Below are 11868 nucleotides of genomic sequence, written 5' to 3'. Positions count from 1 at the left end.
TTTTCTATTCCGATGATAGCTGCTGATATAATTTCATTTTATTTCGTATTTTTTTAATAACATTGTCAGACATGTTTTGCCTGCTCATACCAGTTATTTTAGCCATTGTCTGCTGTGTTTTACCTTGCATCAGACCTTCGACAATCACCCGTTGTTTCGGTGTCAACATATTCAAAAATTCCCCGACATACACCCCCGTTTTATCGTCATCTTCTTGACATAAAATGTTCCCCATCGTCTTTCCGGTATCTCCATCATTGTCGTCCCGGTATATTTTCCTGTGGAATGATACATATTTAAATTTTTGTTCCATATTACCGCGTGTTTTTTGGTTTCTTGGTACCCTGATTAATTCGCTTTTGTCGTTTATATATATCAACATGTGCCCATGAATATAGCGTGTAGCGAATGTCGAAAATGCGTATCCCCGACTCGGGTCGAATCTTCTTGCAGCAAGTAATAAACCGATATTCCCTTCGCTGACCATATCTTCATAGTCGATGCGTTTGGCTTCGCATACATCCAAATATTTTTGTGCAGCCTTGTGTACTAGCCCTTGGTTTTCCATCACCATTTGGATTACGTTTGCTTCATCCATACTCCCCACCCTTATCCTGTCTTTTTTTCAAACTCAATTTCGATGCGCGGGTTTTTCCGATCGATCTCAAAATCTATTATTTGTGGCAAAGCCATCTTATCGTCTTCATACATGCCTGCATCTTCTAAGGCGTCTAACAGGGCTTTTAAGGCGTTATGTGTGTCGCGCCTCCGTTTGTCCGGGAAGTAAAACCAAAGCCGTACAGCAACCTTCCCTGTGGCTGTAGACCACTCGTTTTTCCTTTGCCATACCTTTGCTCGTAGGATAGTATCTGAAAACCATTGTTCAGCTACTTTGGTTTTAATCCGCAACCGCCGTCCCCGCACCATTGCATTCCTGTACATATGGTTTACGCTTGGAGCCAGCCCCGGCAATATTAGTCGCTCCATCTATGGCTTGTCCTCCTTAAAATCATCATGCGCTTTGCTGGAGTATGACAGCGACTAAGGTAATATACTTCGGCTACGGTCTGACCTTTCTGGTCTTTAATCTTGTAGCCGCGCTCCTTTTGGTAGAATGCGTCAATCCGTTTTGCAGTGTTCACTTTCTACACCTGCCCTCCGGTAGATTTCTTCTTGTGCAAGTATTCGATAATCATAATCTTTAGTTTCGTCATAAGCTGCAATGACCAGTTCAGAATTGGTCATGCTTTCAAACGGTCTCACGTTCGTCCTCGGCCTCCTGTGCTTTCTCCCACTCTAACTCTGCTCTAGCAATACGTAGTGATCCTTCAAGGTCCTTATCTAAGTAGTCATAGTCGTCTATTGGATTCATGGGGTATCCTCTCCTTTCAAAGCAGCGCGGGCTAACTCCCCATAATCCATCATCACTTCGGACTCTATGACCTCACCAATCGTCCCCTCTTCGACGCTCCATTGGTGATTATTTTCGGCTGCATAAAACTCAAGCGCCTTATCCTTAATCTCTATCTGTTGTAGGAGGTATTCAATCGGCTCAATAACGGCCTTCGCCGTAAAAGCTATGTTCCGTCCTTCCGCTAACGACCTCTTAGTCGCTTCATGCGCTTTGCGTATCTTTTGTATCTTATCCATGGTTTAGACCTCCATATCGCAGTTTGTAACTGCACATATTAGTTTTCGATTAAGGTTATATTCCGTATCCTTGTACACGAAGATGAGCCAATCGGGTGATAATTTATCGTCGCTCCCCATTACTGCAAAGTCTGCGATTTTATCTTTTAATTCTTCATCCACGTCAAAGAAGTCCATTACATTTCCGCCAACAAAATGAATTTGTATGAAGAACTGTTTCATATCCCTTATTCCTCTCCTTCCCTTTAGGGGCTGTATTATTGAATCCAGACTGTTTCACCAAACATGTTTTTGTGTGATGTTACTTTAGGTTCAGATGTGTACTCAGGCTCGTTGCGATTACCAAGTGTTATGATCGAAATCTCCGCTTCGGGATTCTTCGTCTTTAACTTTTCAATCAACTCTTTTACTTTCATTCCTCTATCCCCTCTCCTTGGGTAGCTATTAGAGCTGCTAAACAGATAGCTTCAGGCGCGGATTCTGAATCAACTTCTGTGAACGTTTGATCCGGGTCCCAAAAAAACATTGCATGCCATATGTCCGTTTCCGAGGATAAAACAACCCACCAATCCTTATCGCGCATGCTACCAACTACTTCCCATGCCGCAGACATGTCTTTGCAATAATTCTTGGGGTAGTGTTCAAAATTTCCTACTTTAATCCGTCCTGCGCGCATTCCGCTTTTTTCTAAGCCCATCACATTCGTAGCAATCCAAATGTTTCGTTCCCATTCCGGCATACTATTCCATTTAGCTATTATTTCATCCCTGGTCATGGTTGGTCACCCTTCTTTCCTTCCTGTTCGGTGAGCCAGTCACAGTATGTTTGGCACTCTTCTTCGGTTTTAAAATAAACCGTGAAATAACGTTCTTTGATGTCCTCAAATCTCTCACCGTTATAGATAAGACGTGGAACATCTGAAAAGCTCAATTCTTCGAGTCTCATTCCGTCCGCATCTTTATACTCTTTGTACCATGCAATGAATTTTCCGCTTCTGGATTCAAAATTAGAGCAGACATGCGCGGTGGGTTTGTATACAGTACGCCCTTTTGAACAATCGCATTTTTCAGTTTGATTTTTCCCCTGCGGTGACTTGTAGTGAATGTATCTATTTTCATCGCACTTATCACACTTTTCTCCATTCTCGTGGGTGGGGTATGCTTTGAATAATTCGACTTGGAAGTCACCCATTAACTGTGCAAGTCTTTCTTTTCTGACCTCGTACAAAAGGTCGCGTTTCTGCATGTCAATCTCGACACATTTTTGATTGTATTCCCGCTTGATTGATTCAAGGTTTCTCTTCACTTCCTGCAACTCGGCGTTTTCCTTGCGAAGACGGTCAACCTCCTGCTTGTGCTCATCCTTCACACTATCCATAAGGGTTTCCTTTAGTTCATCTACCTTCTGTTCAAATTCACTTGGTTCATCATAAAAGTCACGATCATAGTAATTCATCTATCTTCTTCCCTTCTTATTGGAGTCTATCCCGGGCTTTTTTCTCACGACGATCAGGTCCTATCATTTCGATTCGCTGAGCTTGTCCAACAATCCGGCTGGCAATCTTCCGACCATTCAGCGGCAGTCGCTCATGTATCCGGTCGGTAGAATAATTACTGGTTACGATCGTAATCATGCTGTTCTGCATGCGTTCATTCAGGATGCTGTACAGCTTACCTTCGGACCATTCGGTATAAGAAGCCGTAAAAAGGTCGTCTATCATAAGCACGGGCACGTTGTAATAACGGCTTAAAACCTCGTTCTCGCTCTCTTCGCTGTTTCGGCTGTAAGTAGACTTGATATCCCCGAAAAGCGTCTCCTCGGTCACGTAGAGGCCCGGTATGCGCCGATCTGCTAGAGCATTGGCTATACAGTCCATTAAAAAAGTTTTGCCCGTGCCATAAGCGCTCTGATTCCCCTTTATCCGCGTTTCATCCCCAAAGATATAAAGCCATGTTCCGTCCTTTTTGTGAGATTCGATGTTATCAAGAAAATCAGTAGCTATTGCAAAGTGCTCAGCGTTTTTCGTGTCGATCACAGCATTTTTGAAGGTATGCTGCTTTTGCTCATGGTTGAAGCTGCTGTTGGCTGTATATTTTGCTAGCTGCCGATCCAGTAAGCAGGAGCAAGGTTCCACTTGCGCCACCTGCACCTTCATGGGCGCTCCATGTTTGTCCGTATACCCCTCTTTCTCTATCCATCGGAATGTATTTATCGTCCCGGTGTAATCGCACTTAGGGCAGCCCTCAGGTGCTTCTAATTCGCTGTAAGAGTTCTTCGGAAACAGGTTCTTCTTCTGATCCTGATTTTCCAAGGATGAGGTCTTCTGTTGGGCTTTCATAGCTTCCACCCGTTTGAGTAGTTGCTGAATAGCTGGCTTTACGCTGTCCACGTCCACCGCCTCCCTGTATTCTCATTTTGGTTAAAATAGCTTGATACTGTTTTCGAAGATTATCCGGACTGAATATGATAGTTCGATAAAATGAATCCGATAAAGCGAATTTAACAACTTCACCAATTTCAGCTTCCTGCAGCTTCTGCTTTTCAATCATCAAACGAAACGTATTGGCCCATTTCTGAAAGTTAGGCGATTCTATTAAATGGTCCGTTCCAATCTCTAATGCATTTTGATAAGCCAGTTCATGAAATCTTTTAGCCAATTTATAAACCCGATCTTCCTCTGAATAAGTCCGTTTCGGACTTTTCGGAGAAGGTGGTTTTTTATCTTTTCCTTGTTGTTCATTATTATCATTATTATCATTATTGTTTATATTGTTGGGTTGCCGTTGCTTTCGTGGGGGCTTCGTAGCTTTTTCGTCGTTGCTTTCGTCGTTGCTTTCGCCACTCTTCAAATCCTGATAAACCCCGAAGTTACTAATGGTTATCAGCAACTTGTGCGTTGCTTTCGTCGTCGTGATCATCGTTGCCTTCGCGTTGCTTTCGTCAGGGCTTCGTTTCGATTTCATCGCTTTACCGCGTAAAAACTCTAAAACCTGATATATTTGGTCTTTCGTAGGCCGTTCACGCCTTGCTCCCACCTTCCAAGAAACAGCATCTATGATCTCCGGAATAGACGTTAATACTTGACCTTTTTTCAGTCCTTTGTATTGCGTGTGCTGAGCAGATAGGAGAAGGTAAATCCACACCTTTGCATAGAGTGGCGGCTTCTCCCATATCTCGCTTTCGATTAACTTCCGATGGAGGCTGATCCATCCGTCCATGTCACCACCTACTAATTCTTTAGTGCTATTGCCGTTTGTCTAGCCAACAATCTCTTTGTTCTGATCCCCTCAGGATGCTCGTCCAAATACTTATGACATGCCAAGCAGCTATCTAATAAATCCAACTCCGTTGTCTTATGATCAATATGTCCGCGTCCAGTAATATGAGCCTGTTGGACAGCTCTAGCACCCTTACACTTGATCATGACCTCACAATAGCCCTCTGAACGCTCTCTAACCTTTTTGCGGACCTTGTTCGATATATCACCCTTTTGCTTCTGCGTAAGCTTTACACGGACACTTGCACCGGGCTTATCAACCGGATGAAATCCATAGTCGATCATGTGCATGCCTCCTATATATCAGACTGGTATTTTAAGATAGTTTGATAGGCTGATATACGAACCTTGATTGCGTCGGCGACTTCAATGCCAGCTTTAAACGATGATTCGGTAACATCCCTTTTAAAGAGGTACTCCGATACATTGCCCTTGGCTACATCGGTTACAATACTGACTGGAACACCCTCGGTACGAAGCTTCAAAATTTCCTGTGCCAGTTTAGAGCGATAATCGCGCTCTGCTTCGGCCTTATCTTTACCAAGCTTAAAAAGGGCATCTGCCGAGCTCTCGAGCCGTATAGCGGCTTCGCTAACCTCTTGGATTACACTAGACAATTCCATCGCTTACAGCCCTTCCAGAAGGTCTAAATAGTGCGTCATGCTAGACAACTTCTTTTTTGATTTGCAATAATTGCACTTTCCGCAACCAGTCGCTGGTACATTGCCGAATTTCACATTTAAGACATGAGGCATATTGTGCTCAATCTCACTCAATTTTTCGTGTATAAGCGCTTCGTCAAACCAGATTATTTCCTTGTCTGGAACTTCTTCCTTTGACACGGCTAATAGCGTAGGTTCCAAATACTCGAAGCTCAAATCACCACTCACACGCTCGATTTCGGCATACATAGCCATCTGTACGTCATATTGATAGGCCTGTATAAAAGACACGTATTTGGAACCGTTCCAATATTTCTCGCGGATGCCTTTGACCGTTTTAATATCTGTGAATCTACCGTTTTCTCTGGAAAGAACATCAATCTTCGCTTTCCACATCGTTCCGAATATGTCAGCGGTTAGAATGACTTCCTTTTCCCCTTCCAAAACTGTGTTACAAAGATCATCTTGAAGAATTGATTCAATCATATTGTTGGCAGTACGAAACGGTGCTTTCAGCTCTTTTTTTGCTGTATAGATTTCTGGATTATCTCTACGAAAAGCATCGTAAGCCTCTTCACTTTCCAGTGCAGAATGGACGTATGATCCAACTAAAAGAGCCTCGCGTTTTATGTCTTTATATGTGCCGTCAAGTTTTGCCAATGCCGCAGCTTCACATTTCATAAAATCTTTGTATTGCGAAACGCTCATATACTCCTTGTTTGCTTCATTGGAATAATAATTTTCAGGGGTTAATTCCATTACGCCTTACCTCCTGCAGCAATTTGCTCTTCAATTTTCGAAAGAAACAAATCTGCCAACTCGTCGTTCAACTGCATCAAAGGAGCGCCGTACAATGCACTGGATTGTGCATCAAGTTGATTCGCACGCATCCCTAACTTGGCCCAAGCAGCCTTAATTTTAGCTAGGGTTTCTTTAGATGCTTTCTGCCCATGCTTGCTTTGGAAAGCGTCTGGATCGTCTTTATCCGTTGGGATATTGAAGAATTTAAGAATGAAATACTTCTCAGCATAGGTTAGTGCTTTGCCTACCCCTTTTTCACCCGCAATATCAACCCCCTGTGTGTACCAGGGGCATTCTATTATTTCAGTAGGACTGTCTGTATTGACCCAAGTGAAAGTCATTGTTAATTCGGTAAGATAGGTCGTTGTTTTTTTAGGACGATCCTTGTCCATGTACTCAACCGTTTCAGAAATAAGGTTTTTATTCGTGATGCGAGGAACAAGAATGAGACCCATTTCATTGATTTTATCCCGTACAGAAGCCAAAACCTGGGCGCTTCCAGTGTAGTCGTACTGATTAGACTTTGACTCTTTTTTCAGGTAATCAACAGACTTCCGAACTTCTAGTAGTTTTTGATAAATATTGCGTTTGACCTCTTCGGACATCTTTACAGCCTCCTAAAATTTTGATATAGTTTCCGTGAAATGTTTATTAATTAGTTCGATTCGACTCCGGTTGCAGCCAGAGTCGTTTTGCTTTCTAGGTCATTCCGCACGTCATACAGCGCTTCGAGCACATATTGCAACTTGCCATCCCGAAAAATTAACAATGGCTCTACGATGTTATTGAGCGATTTTCCACGTATCTCCGTATCAGTTTGAAGTTCCTCCAGCGTTTGGATAGCTTGTTCTAACGGCGTTTTCACGTTTGTATCCCTCCTTTTGTTCCCGGCGAATTCTGCGGTACTCCCGATATGCAACGTCACTGTTGAATCTAAATTGAATGTTTCCATTTTCCTGCTCGACTGCTTGTCCACCAACTTGCATCAAAGCCTGCAGATCGGAATAACTATCGCTTCCCTTGCAGCGAGTTTGCATATGCATCGTCTATCACCCTCACCAAGACCTGATTTTTACACTCAACAGCATCCAACATGCATTCCTTACAATGTGGTTCCTCATGTTCGTATACCAGATACTTTGCCTCAGCTCCGCATCCGCATCTGATCACCATATCAAACCTCCCACTGAATCTTTTGCGCTAACTCAACATAACGACCAAAGGTAATGCGATTTTTGATAAGACCATATTCAGGCTCCTGTTCATACAATCGGCCCAAGTATTCTAAGTGCTCGTCTGTCAGTACACTCAGCCCGCTAAGGTCCTTGGTGACTACTACAGGACGTTTACGCCACCATCGCCACATACCTATCAACTCCCTTTGATAGATTCTGCCTGCAGCTTTGCCACCATGGACAAACGCAACCACACTCCATCCCGCATCACGTACAGCTCACCGTTTATACGCTTCCCGGCCTGAAAGCCGCTGAAGAATGTCATACTCTCACCCCTTCAACCAAACCTTCAACCACGGCCAACATTTCCGCGTTACCATTCCAATACCGACGCGCCCGATCCACAAAAGCCTGCAGCCGCTCTTTGCTTACGTTTCGTCTAAGGCAATCATCAAAGGCTGCTATTAAGTCTGTAGCTTGTTTCATGTTCATTCTCCTTTTAATGGATAATTGAAATACCATGCGTTGATCTTACGGCAAATCACGTTAACTGCTTTTGCCTCTTCGGACGAAACAGGCTTGTTTTCCAATGAAGCAATAAAACTAAACTCAGTAGATGTAATGCTTTTCTCCAGCAAAGCCGCTGCCGCTCCTTGCTTAATCGCACCGATGTTCATTCTTCATTCTCCTTTCTTAATAGGAAGATCATCCGGCACCATATTAATGTCATTCCGATATTCATCGTTCGCGTCCCCGAGTAGGCTCTCCAGCTTGTCCATGTTTTCGGCTTGGGCTTTAAAGGCTTGAGCAGTTCTGTCATTCCCGTTGTTTGCATGGACTACAGATTTGTTAGACAAGTCATCTGCTACGGCTTTGATGCCATCCAAGGCGTTTAGCATGTCGTCAAAGTCCAAGGTGCGGATAAAGGTAATAAGTTCAGTTTCTTGTTTAGTCAGCTCCATGTTCAAGCACCCTCCTTGAATTTATTGATGAAGTAAATCTGTCCTTTGCCTGTAATCTTTGTTGTCCGTGTGATCTTGGAACCTTCACTGGAACTCATTCGCTGTCCCATTTTGATTTCCATGATTTTTAGTTCCATCGACCGTTGTGTCGGCATGTTGCGTTCACTGCCGGATTTAATGAGGTATCCGTTCTGGCGTAGCCATTCAAACAACCTGATTTCACCAATCTCAAAGCCGTTTTGTTTAAGCAGTTTGGCTAAGTCGGCAACAAGGATTGAGTCCTTTGAAACCTCCAACGCTTCTGCGAACACCACTTTAGGCTTGTCCTGTTCAATCTTGGCTTGAAGCTTTAAACGCTCTTCACGTTCTTTCTTGAGTCGTGTTGCAGCTTCAATTAGTAAATCTGGATTGTCAAGTAATTCCGCTGTTGCGTACATTCCTGTGCGGCGGATTGATGGAAGTATTTCATTCGCTACTTTTTCTTGAAACGATTCCGCAACATTATTTTTGGCCCTCATAGCCAGCCTGTAAAAGATGTTTTCAGGAATAAATCCCCCATCCCCACTTGTGGGGATGAACCCGAACTCAGATAGATACTTGTTGACTCTTTCCCAGCGAACTACTTCATTACCGCTTGCCGCTTTCTGAGTGAATCCAAGCCCACGTGCTACATCCTCCAAATTCAGACGGGCCAAGCCATCTGAACTGATGAAACCACGAACCCCGTGGATCGTAACCAATTGAGTCATATAATCAGTCCTTTCAATGGGATTGTTCTTTGAGCCACGCTTCTAAAAACTCTCTTGTTTCCTTAGCCGGAAAATACCATTTACCACCGATCTTTCTTTTGGTAAAACGAGGATCATAGAAGAATAACTCCTGAATAAAGTTCCAACTCATGCAAGTACGCTTTTTCAGTTCGGCACTATCCCAAAATACATACTCACCTTCAACATCCTGAACAATTTTTTGGACTTGTTCCCGGCAAAGTTTTATCACCTCTAATTCATCTACTTTGACATTTAAAATATTGCTCATTAACTCTCCCTCCTTAATAAACGTTTTGTGTCTTTTTACGACACTCAGCGTTAAAAAAAATATTTATTTTTGTCCCAAAAAGCTTACTCAGCTTAACGGCTTCATCTACATAAAAGCGACTTGTTCCATCTTCCTTGCGTTGGTATCCAGTTAAAGACAAATTAAGATGATCGGCTGCATCTTGTTGTGTAAGTCTCGCGTTGACTCTAGCTGCTTTGACAGATATCGTCATGTGTTCACCCCCTTATGTGTCATTTAAGGACACTTAAATCATAACAACGTTCAATATGTAAGTCAACAAAAAAAGACACAAAAAATAAAAAAAGTTTGCATAGTGTGTCTTTTTGTGGTTATAATAATAGACAATTAGATGAAGCGAAAAGGATGGGTAAAAAAATTGACCAAGAATAATGATTCCAAACTTTTTTATTTTGCTGTCGGGAAAAATATAAATAAATTCCGTACTATTCGTAACTACAGCTTGCAAACGTTGGCGGACAAAGTTGGTTTAACAAAAAAAACTATCCAAAGATATGAAAACGGAGAAATAAAAATAGCCATGAATCGAATAGAGGACATAGCCGAAGCGTTAAATGTTGATGTTCCTATGTTGCTTGAAGGCACGGAAACATTTCTCGGAGCAGACATAACGGATTTGACAAATGCTATGCTACCGATAGTTGGGAATGTTTCCTGTGGGAAAGGTGGATTAGCTTTCGATAACATCGAAGGTTATGAACCAGCACCAAAAGAATGGATATCAGGAAGTGAGCACTTCTATTTGAGAGCTAAAGGCGACTCCATGACTGGGGCTCGTATTTTTGATGGCGATTTATTGTTAATTCGAAAACAAGAAACTATTGAAAATGGGGAAATTGCAGTGGTGTTGTATGGAGAGGAAGCCGTCCTGAAGAGAGTATACATAAATGGTTCGCAAGTCGTTTTACAATCAGAAAACCCTACATATGAAACTATTTTCAAATCTGTTGAGGAGGTGAGGATTATCGGGAAACTGAAAAAAATAATAATAAATATGTAATTGAAGGAGTGTTGATAATGGCGTATTTTCGAAAACGAGGGACAAAGTGGGAATACAGAATTAAATTCACTAACCAAAAAACTGGTCTACCTGACGAAACTTCTAAAGGTGGCTTCAAGTCAAAAACAGAAGCTTCATTAGCGGCTGCAAAAGCACAACTGGAATTAGAATACTATGGATTCTTACCAGATGGCAACGAACTCGTCGAAACTTATTTTGGTAAATGGATGGAAACATATAAGAAGCCAAACCTTAAACCGATCACTTATAGTGTCCAAGAACGAAATGTAAGACTTAATATTCTCCCTCGATGGGGAAAAAAGAAGATGAAGCAGATAAATCGAAATGAGTACCAGGAATGGATAAATGAACTGAAAGAAAAGTACAGCGAAGGAACGGTCAGAAGAATACACAGCATCTTTAGTTGTGCAATGAATGATGCTGTACATGAATTTAATATCCTAAGAGAAAACCCAGTCCAACGTATAAAAATTCCTAAGGATAGAGATAAAGTTAAAAAAATAAAATACTTCACTAAAATACAACTAAAATCATTCCTTGAATATACTCGTCCAGTGAAAAACGCAAAGTATAAAGCTTCAATGCAATATCTTGCATTGTTTACGCTTTTAGCTCATACCGGTCTTCGCATCGGGGAGGCATTAGCTCTTAAATGGGATGATATTGATTTAGACAAAAAAACACTTGTAGTAAATAAGACCTTAGTTTACCCACTCAATTCAACTCCTTATATATCGACCCCAAAATCCAAAACGAGTGGCAGGAGCATTAAGTTAGATGGAACTACAATAAAGATTCTCAAGAAGCATCGACTTAATCAAAAAGAAGTCATTCTTATGTATAAAAATTACAAAGCGGCGAGTGAAGATATCATTTTTCACCAACATGACGGACGATGGCTTCGCACCAATGTAGTACGTGAATATTTTAAAGAAGTGTGCAAACGAGCAAGTATTCCGATTCTCTCACCACACGCACTGAGACACACTCACGCGGTCCATTTATTAGAAGCTGGTGCAAATATAAAATACGTGTCTGAACGACTTGGACACAAGAGTGTCAAAATCACCGCAGACACGTATTTACACGTCACTGAAAAAATAGAAGATGATGCCCTAAGTCTTTATGAACAGTACGTCCAAAAATAACCCAGGGGGCAAAAAGGGGGCAAATCTCGTTTGCAAGGTTAACAAACCCTTATAGGACGGGCTTAACCAATAGACCCTTCCATTTCGAACTTGAT

25 protein-coding genes are annotated in these 11868 nt (G+C 42.1%); 2 read left to right on the top strand and 23 right to left on the bottom strand.

Annotated elements, in window-relative coordinates:
* Positions 1 to 4: 4 nt before the first annotated feature.
* The 23 genes from BAZ21_RS26970 to BAZ21_RS26880 form a co-directional block, all read right to left on the bottom strand.
* On the bottom strand, positions 5 to 598 hold the full coding sequence (locus BAZ21_RS26970; protein WP_068505907.1) for a sigma-70 family RNA polymerase sigma factor: 594 nt from the start codon (positions 596 to 598) through the stop codon (positions 5 to 7).
* Positions 599 to 609: 11 nt separating this feature from the next.
* Positions 610 to 987, bottom strand: a complete 378-nt coding sequence (locus BAZ21_RS26965) for a RusA family crossover junction endodeoxyribonuclease (RefSeq protein ID WP_068505906.1) — start codon at positions 985 to 987, stop codon at positions 610 to 612.
* Between the two features lie 132 nt (positions 988 to 1119).
* A complete protein-coding gene (locus BAZ21_RS29305) occupies positions 1120 to 1263 on the bottom strand; it encodes a hypothetical protein (RefSeq protein WP_176718234.1) in 144 nt (47 codons plus the stop codon).
* Between the two features lie 105 nt (positions 1264 to 1368).
* Positions 1369 to 1650: a hypothetical protein gene (locus BAZ21_RS26960; protein ID WP_068505905.1), complete on the bottom strand. Its 282-nt coding sequence runs from the start codon at positions 1648 to 1650 to the stop codon at positions 1369 to 1371.
* Between the two features lie 3 nt (positions 1651 to 1653).
* Positions 1654 to 1872 carry a hypothetical protein gene (locus tag BAZ21_RS26955; RefSeq protein WP_043890728.1) on the bottom strand — a complete coding sequence of 73 codons (219 nt, stop codon included), beginning with the start codon at positions 1870 to 1872 and terminating at the stop codon, positions 1654 to 1656.
* A gap of 35 nt (positions 1873 to 1907) precedes the next feature.
* The gene (locus tag BAZ21_RS29300; RefSeq protein ID WP_007428643.1) at positions 1908 to 2066 is read right to left on the bottom strand and encodes a hypothetical protein; all 159 of its coding nucleotides are present in this window, start codon (positions 2064 to 2066) and stop codon (positions 1908 to 1910) included.
* Positions 2063 to 2425: a BC1872 family protein gene (locus tag BAZ21_RS26950; protein ID WP_068505904.1), complete on the bottom strand. Its 363-nt coding sequence runs from the start codon at positions 2423 to 2425 to the stop codon at positions 2063 to 2065. Before BAZ21_RS26950 ends, BAZ21_RS29300 begins: the two co-directional genes overlap by 4 nt.
* Positions 2422 to 3105: a hypothetical protein gene (locus BAZ21_RS26945; RefSeq protein WP_068505903.1), complete on the bottom strand. Its 684-nt coding sequence runs from the start codon at positions 3103 to 3105 to the stop codon at positions 2422 to 2424. Before BAZ21_RS26945 ends, BAZ21_RS26950 begins: the two co-directional genes overlap by 4 nt.
* Before the next feature lie 16 nt (positions 3106 to 3121).
* Entirely contained in the window at positions 3122 to 3805 is a 684-nt protein-coding gene (locus BAZ21_RS26940; protein ID WP_068505902.1) for a DnaA ATPase domain-containing protein, read from the bottom strand.
* An 88-nt stretch (positions 3806 to 3893) separates the two neighbouring features.
* Positions 3894 to 4868, bottom strand: coding sequence for a hypothetical protein (locus BAZ21_RS26935; protein WP_068505901.1), 975 nt, complete (start codon positions 4866 to 4868; stop codon positions 3894 to 3896).
* Positions 4869 to 4879: 11 nt separating this feature from the next.
* Positions 4880 to 5212 carry a hypothetical protein gene (locus BAZ21_RS26930; protein ID WP_068505900.1) on the bottom strand — a complete coding sequence of 111 codons (333 nt, stop codon included), beginning with the start codon at positions 5210 to 5212 and terminating at the stop codon, positions 4880 to 4882.
* Positions 5213 to 5223: 11 nt separating this feature from the next.
* On the bottom strand, positions 5224 to 5550 hold the full coding sequence (locus tag BAZ21_RS26925) for a hypothetical protein (protein ID WP_068505899.1): 327 nt from the start codon (positions 5548 to 5550) through the stop codon (positions 5224 to 5226).
* A gap of 3 nt (positions 5551 to 5553) precedes the next feature.
* Positions 5554 to 6348, bottom strand: a complete 795-nt coding sequence (locus BAZ21_RS26920; RefSeq protein WP_068505898.1) for a PD-(D/E)XK nuclease-like domain-containing protein — start codon at positions 6346 to 6348, stop codon at positions 5554 to 5556.
* Entirely contained in the window at positions 6348 to 6995 is a 648-nt protein-coding gene (locus BAZ21_RS26915; protein ID WP_068505897.1) for an ERF family protein, read from the bottom strand. The genes BAZ21_RS26920 and BAZ21_RS26915 overlap by 1 nt, the downstream gene beginning before the upstream one ends.
* A 50-nt stretch (positions 6996 to 7045) precedes the next feature.
* Positions 7046 to 7255 carry a hypothetical protein gene (locus BAZ21_RS26910; protein ID WP_068505896.1) on the bottom strand — a complete coding sequence of 70 codons (210 nt, stop codon included), beginning with the start codon at positions 7253 to 7255 and terminating at the stop codon, positions 7046 to 7048.
* Positions 7256 to 7564: 309 nt separating this feature from the next.
* On the bottom strand, positions 7565 to 7756 hold the full coding sequence (locus BAZ21_RS26905; RefSeq protein WP_068505895.1) for a hypothetical protein: 192 nt from the start codon (positions 7754 to 7756) through the stop codon (positions 7565 to 7567).
* 5 nt (positions 7757 to 7761) lie between these two features.
* Positions 7762 to 7890, bottom strand: coding sequence for a hypothetical protein (locus BAZ21_RS30040; protein ID WP_256022816.1), 129 nt, complete (start codon positions 7888 to 7890; stop codon positions 7762 to 7764).
* Positions 7887 to 8051, bottom strand: a complete 165-nt coding sequence (locus BAZ21_RS29295) for a hypothetical protein (protein WP_176718233.1) — start codon at positions 8049 to 8051, stop codon at positions 7887 to 7889. The genes BAZ21_RS30040 and BAZ21_RS29295 overlap by 4 nt, the downstream gene beginning before the upstream one ends.
* A 2-nt stretch (positions 8052 to 8053) precedes the next feature.
* On the bottom strand, positions 8054 to 8242 hold the full coding sequence (locus BAZ21_RS26900; RefSeq protein ID WP_068505894.1) for a hypothetical protein: 189 nt from the start codon (positions 8240 to 8242) through the stop codon (positions 8054 to 8056).
* 3 nt (positions 8243 to 8245) lie between these two features.
* Complete coding sequence (locus tag BAZ21_RS26895) at positions 8246 to 8527, bottom strand: hypothetical protein (RefSeq protein WP_068505893.1); 282 nt, start codon at positions 8525 to 8527, stop codon at positions 8246 to 8248.
* Between the two features lie 2 nt (positions 8528 to 8529).
* Positions 8530 to 9276 (bottom strand): phage antirepressor KilAC domain-containing protein, encoded by a 747-nt coding sequence (locus BAZ21_RS26890; RefSeq protein ID WP_068505892.1) that lies wholly within the window; start codon positions 9274 to 9276, stop codon positions 8530 to 8532.
* A 13-nt stretch (positions 9277 to 9289) separates the two neighbouring features.
* Positions 9290 to 9556 carry a group-specific protein gene (locus BAZ21_RS26885; protein WP_068505909.1) on the bottom strand — a complete coding sequence of 89 codons (267 nt, stop codon included), beginning with the start codon at positions 9554 to 9556 and terminating at the stop codon, positions 9290 to 9292.
* A 22-nt stretch (positions 9557 to 9578) separates the two neighbouring features.
* Positions 9579 to 9797, bottom strand: coding sequence for a helix-turn-helix domain-containing protein (locus tag BAZ21_RS26880; protein ID WP_068505891.1), 219 nt, complete (start codon positions 9795 to 9797; stop codon positions 9579 to 9581).
* Positions 9798 to 9962: 165 nt separating this feature from the next.
* Here BAZ21_RS26880 and BAZ21_RS26875 point away from each other — a divergent pair, with 165 nt between their 5' ends.
* Both BAZ21_RS26875 and BAZ21_RS26870 read left to right on the top strand, forming a co-directional pair.
* A complete protein-coding gene (locus BAZ21_RS26875; RefSeq protein ID WP_256022809.1) occupies positions 9963 to 10604 on the top strand; it encodes a LexA family protein in 642 nt (213 codons plus the stop codon).
* A gap of 17 nt (positions 10605 to 10621) precedes the next feature.
* The gene (locus BAZ21_RS26870) at positions 10622 to 11773 is read left to right on the top strand and encodes a tyrosine-type recombinase/integrase (RefSeq protein ID WP_068505890.1); all 1152 of its coding nucleotides are present in this window, start codon (positions 10622 to 10624) and stop codon (positions 11771 to 11773) included.
* Positions 11774 to 11868 lie beyond the last annotated feature (95 nt).

The organism is Paenibacillus kribbensis (assembly GCF_001705305.1).
Taxonomy (GTDB): Bacteria; Bacillota; Bacilli; order Paenibacillales; family Paenibacillaceae; genus Paenibacillus; species Paenibacillus kribbensis_B.
The sequence above is the reverse complement of the archived record's forward strand: the minus strand, read 5'-3'. Positions and strand labels throughout refer to the sequence as shown.

What these genes read in the sequence shown, in the direction of transcription:
- BAZ21_RS26970 (WP_068505907.1), bottom strand. Translation starts at nt 598, where the DNA reads ATGGATGAAGCAAACGTAATCCAAATGGTGATGGAAAACCAAGGGCTA.
- BAZ21_RS26965 (WP_068505906.1), bottom strand. Translation starts at nt 987, where the DNA reads ATGGAGCGACTAATATTGCCGGGGCTGGCTCCAAGCGTAAACCATATG.
- BAZ21_RS26960 (WP_068505905.1), bottom strand. Translation starts at nt 1,650, where the DNA reads ATGGATAAGATACAAAAGATACGCAAAGCGCATGAAGCGACTAAGAGG.
- BAZ21_RS26955 (WP_043890728.1), bottom strand. Translation starts at nt 1,872, where the DNA reads ATGAAACAGTTCTTCATACAAATTCATTTTGTTGGCGGAAATGTAATG.
- BAZ21_RS29300 (WP_007428643.1), bottom strand. Translation starts at nt 2,066, where the DNA reads ATGAAAGTAAAAGAGTTGATTGAAAAGTTAAAGACGAAGAATCCCGAA.
- BAZ21_RS26950 (WP_068505904.1), bottom strand. Translation starts at nt 2,425, where the DNA reads ATGACCAGGGATGAAATAATAGCTAAATGGAATAGTATGCCGGAATGG.
- BAZ21_RS26945 (WP_068505903.1), bottom strand. Translation starts at nt 3,105, where the DNA reads ATGAATTACTATGATCGTGACTTTTATGATGAACCAAGTGAATTTGAA.
- BAZ21_RS26940 (WP_068505902.1), bottom strand. Translation starts at nt 3,805, where the DNA reads ATGAAGGTGCAGGTGGCGCAAGTGGAACCTTGCTCCTGCTTACTGGAT.
- BAZ21_RS26935 (WP_068505901.1), bottom strand. Translation starts at nt 4,868, where the DNA reads ATGGACGGATGGATCAGCCTCCATCGGAAGTTAATCGAAAGCGAGATA.
- BAZ21_RS26930 (WP_068505900.1), bottom strand. Translation starts at nt 5,212, where the DNA reads ATGATCGACTATGGATTTCATCCGGTTGATAAGCCCGGTGCAAGTGTC.
- BAZ21_RS26925 (WP_068505899.1), bottom strand. Translation starts at nt 5,550, where the DNA reads ATGGAATTGTCTAGTGTAATCCAAGAGGTTAGCGAAGCCGCTATACGG.
- BAZ21_RS26920 (WP_068505898.1), bottom strand. Translation starts at nt 6,348, where the DNA reads ATGGAATTAACCCCTGAAAATTATTATTCCAATGAAGCAAACAAGGAG.
- BAZ21_RS26915 (WP_068505897.1), bottom strand. Translation starts at nt 6,995, where the DNA reads ATGTCCGAAGAGGTCAAACGCAATATTTATCAAAAACTACTAGAAGTT.
- BAZ21_RS26905 (WP_068505895.1), bottom strand. Translation starts at nt 7,756, where the DNA reads ATGTGGCGATGGTGGCGTAAACGTCCTGTAGTAGTCACCAAGGACCTT.
- BAZ21_RS30040 (WP_256022816.1), bottom strand. Translation starts at nt 7,890, where the DNA reads ATGACATTCTTCAGCGGCTTTCAGGCCGGGAAGCGTATAAACGGTGAG.
- BAZ21_RS29295 (WP_176718233.1), bottom strand. Translation starts at nt 8,051, where the DNA reads ATGAAACAAGCTACAGACTTAATAGCAGCCTTTGATGATTGCCTTAGA.
- BAZ21_RS26900 (WP_068505894.1), bottom strand. Translation starts at nt 8,242, where the DNA reads ATGAACATCGGTGCGATTAAGCAAGGAGCGGCAGCGGCTTTGCTGGAG.
- BAZ21_RS26895 (WP_068505893.1), bottom strand. Translation starts at nt 8,527, where the DNA reads ATGGAGCTGACTAAACAAGAAACTGAACTTATTACCTTTATCCGCACC.
- BAZ21_RS26890 (WP_068505892.1), bottom strand. Translation starts at nt 9,276, where the DNA reads ATGACTCAATTGGTTACGATCCACGGGGTTCGTGGTTTCATCAGTTCA.
- BAZ21_RS26880 (WP_068505891.1), bottom strand. Translation starts at nt 9,797, where the DNA reads ATGACGATATCTGTCAAAGCAGCTAGAGTCAACGCGAGACTTACACAA.
- BAZ21_RS26870 (WP_068505890.1), top strand. Translation starts at nt 10,622, where the DNA reads ATGGCGTATTTTCGAAAACGAGGGACAAAGTGGGAATACAGAATTAAA.